This window comes from aff. Roholtiella sp. LEGE 12411 (assembly GCF_015206995.1).
Taxonomy (GTDB): domain Bacteria; phylum Cyanobacteriota; class Cyanobacteriia; order Cyanobacteriales; family Nostocaceae; genus Komarekiella.
In genome coordinates this window covers 1-2152 of sequence record NZ_JADEXR010000293.1, presented here as the reverse complement: position 1 = coordinate 2152, position 2152 = coordinate 1, and the positions used below count along the sequence as shown (strand labels likewise).

Sequence of the window (2152 nt, the reverse complement as noted above, 5' to 3'; positions counted from 1 at the left end):
AGATATCCGAGGACTTTGAAAACTTTATACAATATTTACAGTAGGCTAAAACCTACCGAGTCGCATTTCATCCCGTGTCTGAAGCACGATATGCGGTGCTACGCACCTATATCTCACGGGCTTTCATGCTCCCGTCTGTTCTTTGTAATATTAACAATGCAAAAGGTTAGATTTTAACTAGAGGTAATCCCAATATTCAATCCCTAATTCACAGTACGTCGCACACCAGCCAAAATAAAATTAACCGCTTCTTGAGTATGCTGTTCAATCATTTCTGGACTCAGCAGTTGCAAATCTGGTCTAGTATGCTTGATGTTTTCGTAAGCATTGAAGTATAAATTACAAACCCCAATAATATGGAGCGTGGTGAGAAATGGATCAAGTGGACGGAAACAACCTTCCGCCATCCCCCGTTCTAAAATCCTAATGAGATACCCGAAATTTTCTTGCCAATTCCCTTGTTTAAAATACTTTCCCTGATTTTGGTTGGCTTCTTGGAACCAAAGCATCCCTCTGTGCGGGTGAGCTGCTTCGTAAGCGATCGCCTCTTTGACAAGTATTTTCAAAGCTTCCTCTGGTGGTAACTGATCTAGATTTAGCTGCTCAAAGCCTTCGTGCATTTCCACCGCGGGACGTTGCAAAACAGCTTTGTATAGCCCTTCCTTACTCTCAAAGTAGTAGTAAATCATCGCTGTGGTTACACCTGCACCTTTGGCGATCGCTTCTGTCCGCGCCCCTTGAAGTCCATTTCTGGCGAACTCTGCTTCCGCTGCATCAAGAATCTGCTTTTTCGTCGCTTCTGCATCGCGCACTTGACGCGGTTTTTTCGATGAGAGTTTTGATTGCGTTGAACGACCCACATTTTTCCATCATACTAACGAAAATATCTTAACTAAAATATTGGTTAGTAGTTGACATAGAACATGAAATTGATTAAATTAATAACTAATTAAAAAATTAGTTAAATAGTTTTTGTGTAACTTAATAATCTAATGTCCGAAGCCAGCCGAGCAGAAGCTTGGTAGCTTTGCTCATTTTATTTAGGTGAAATAAGTAAAGCCATCCTCAAATTTTAGATATCTCATCAATCAAATAATTTAGATCCATTGGAGGAAAAATGGAACCAATTTTACTTGGTGCGCCTTGGTTGATTGCTCACAAATCGATGCTAGGAGTTAATAAACCTCATAAAATCACTTTAAACGGACAGGATTATGTCATTTGGCAAAACCAAAAAGGCGAAGTGTTTGCTCTTGATAACATCTGTCCGCACATGCAAGCTCCTTTATCAGACGGATGGGTTTGTCAAGAGAGAGACACTATTACTTGCCCTTTTCATGCACTGGAATTTGACGCAGAAGGCAGACTATATCAAGGAGAAAATAAGGATACTCAGCCAATTACTAAGCCATTAGAGCTAATTGTTAGTAATGATTGCATCTGGACTTATGCTGGATTTGCTCCAAGACTACCTATTCCAGATTTGCATCAGAAAATTGTAGATGAATATGAATTCATCGGAGTAACAGGCAAAAAAAGTATTCAAGGTGACTTCTTGAGTAACCTAATGGTTAACTATGACTATAACCACCAAAATGGGACTCATCAAGAACTATTTAAAATCTCATCTTGCAATGTCAGTTATTTTGAAGAAAAAGGATACTACGCCACAGTAAAACAAGAGCTTATGAGATCTGCTAATACATTAGCAGAAATTGTCAAAAATCCTGTTTTGGGAATCTTCCCCAAAATACTCATTAATACACTTGAATACGCTTTTCCTTCAACTACAGCTTTCTTTGCTAATACACCTATTGGTGGTATCGCTCAAGTTCACATTCTCTATCCTGAGACAGAAAAAAGAACTAAGACGTTTATTCTGATGTATGCCAAAAATATCAATCATGTAATAAAGTTCTTGTTTAAAAACTCCGTTTTACAAGCAGCAGCCACAGTTATTGAGCAAGACACCAGTGCAGTTGAAAGCTTGTATCCTCGGCAAAAACCAAAAATTAGACTACCAAATGAAGAGATTATGTTTTATGCAGAAAAACTCTACCGCGATTGGTAAGGGACTTCCAAGGAATAAAATCCCCAATTAGTAATAATGATAATCATTGTAGAGGGGGAAGTCAGGGCTACCGTTCGGTAG

2 protein-coding genes are annotated in these 2152 nt (G+C 38.8%); one reads left to right on the top strand and one right to left on the bottom strand.

The window, feature by feature from the left end:
• Positions 1-203: 203 nt before the first annotated feature.
• Positions 204-860 carry a TetR family transcriptional regulator gene (locus tag IQ246_RS29470; protein ID WP_194006817.1) on the bottom strand — a complete coding sequence of 219 codons (657 nt, stop codon included), beginning with the start codon at positions 858-860 and terminating at the stop codon, positions 204-206.
• A gap of 257 nt (positions 861-1117) precedes the next feature.
• On the opposite strand from IQ246_RS29470, the gene IQ246_RS29465 reads away from it, so the two are divergent.
• On the top strand, positions 1118-2071 hold the full coding sequence (locus IQ246_RS29465; RefSeq protein WP_194006816.1) for a Rieske 2Fe-2S domain-containing protein: 954 nt from the start codon (positions 1118-1120) through the stop codon (positions 2069-2071).
• Positions 2072-2152: the final 81 nt, after the last annotated feature.

Coding starts and splice junctions, on each gene's coding strand:
- IQ246_RS29465 (WP_194006816.1), top strand. CDS start 1,118: ATGGAACCAATTTTACTTGGTGCGCCTTGGTTGATTGCTCACAAATCG.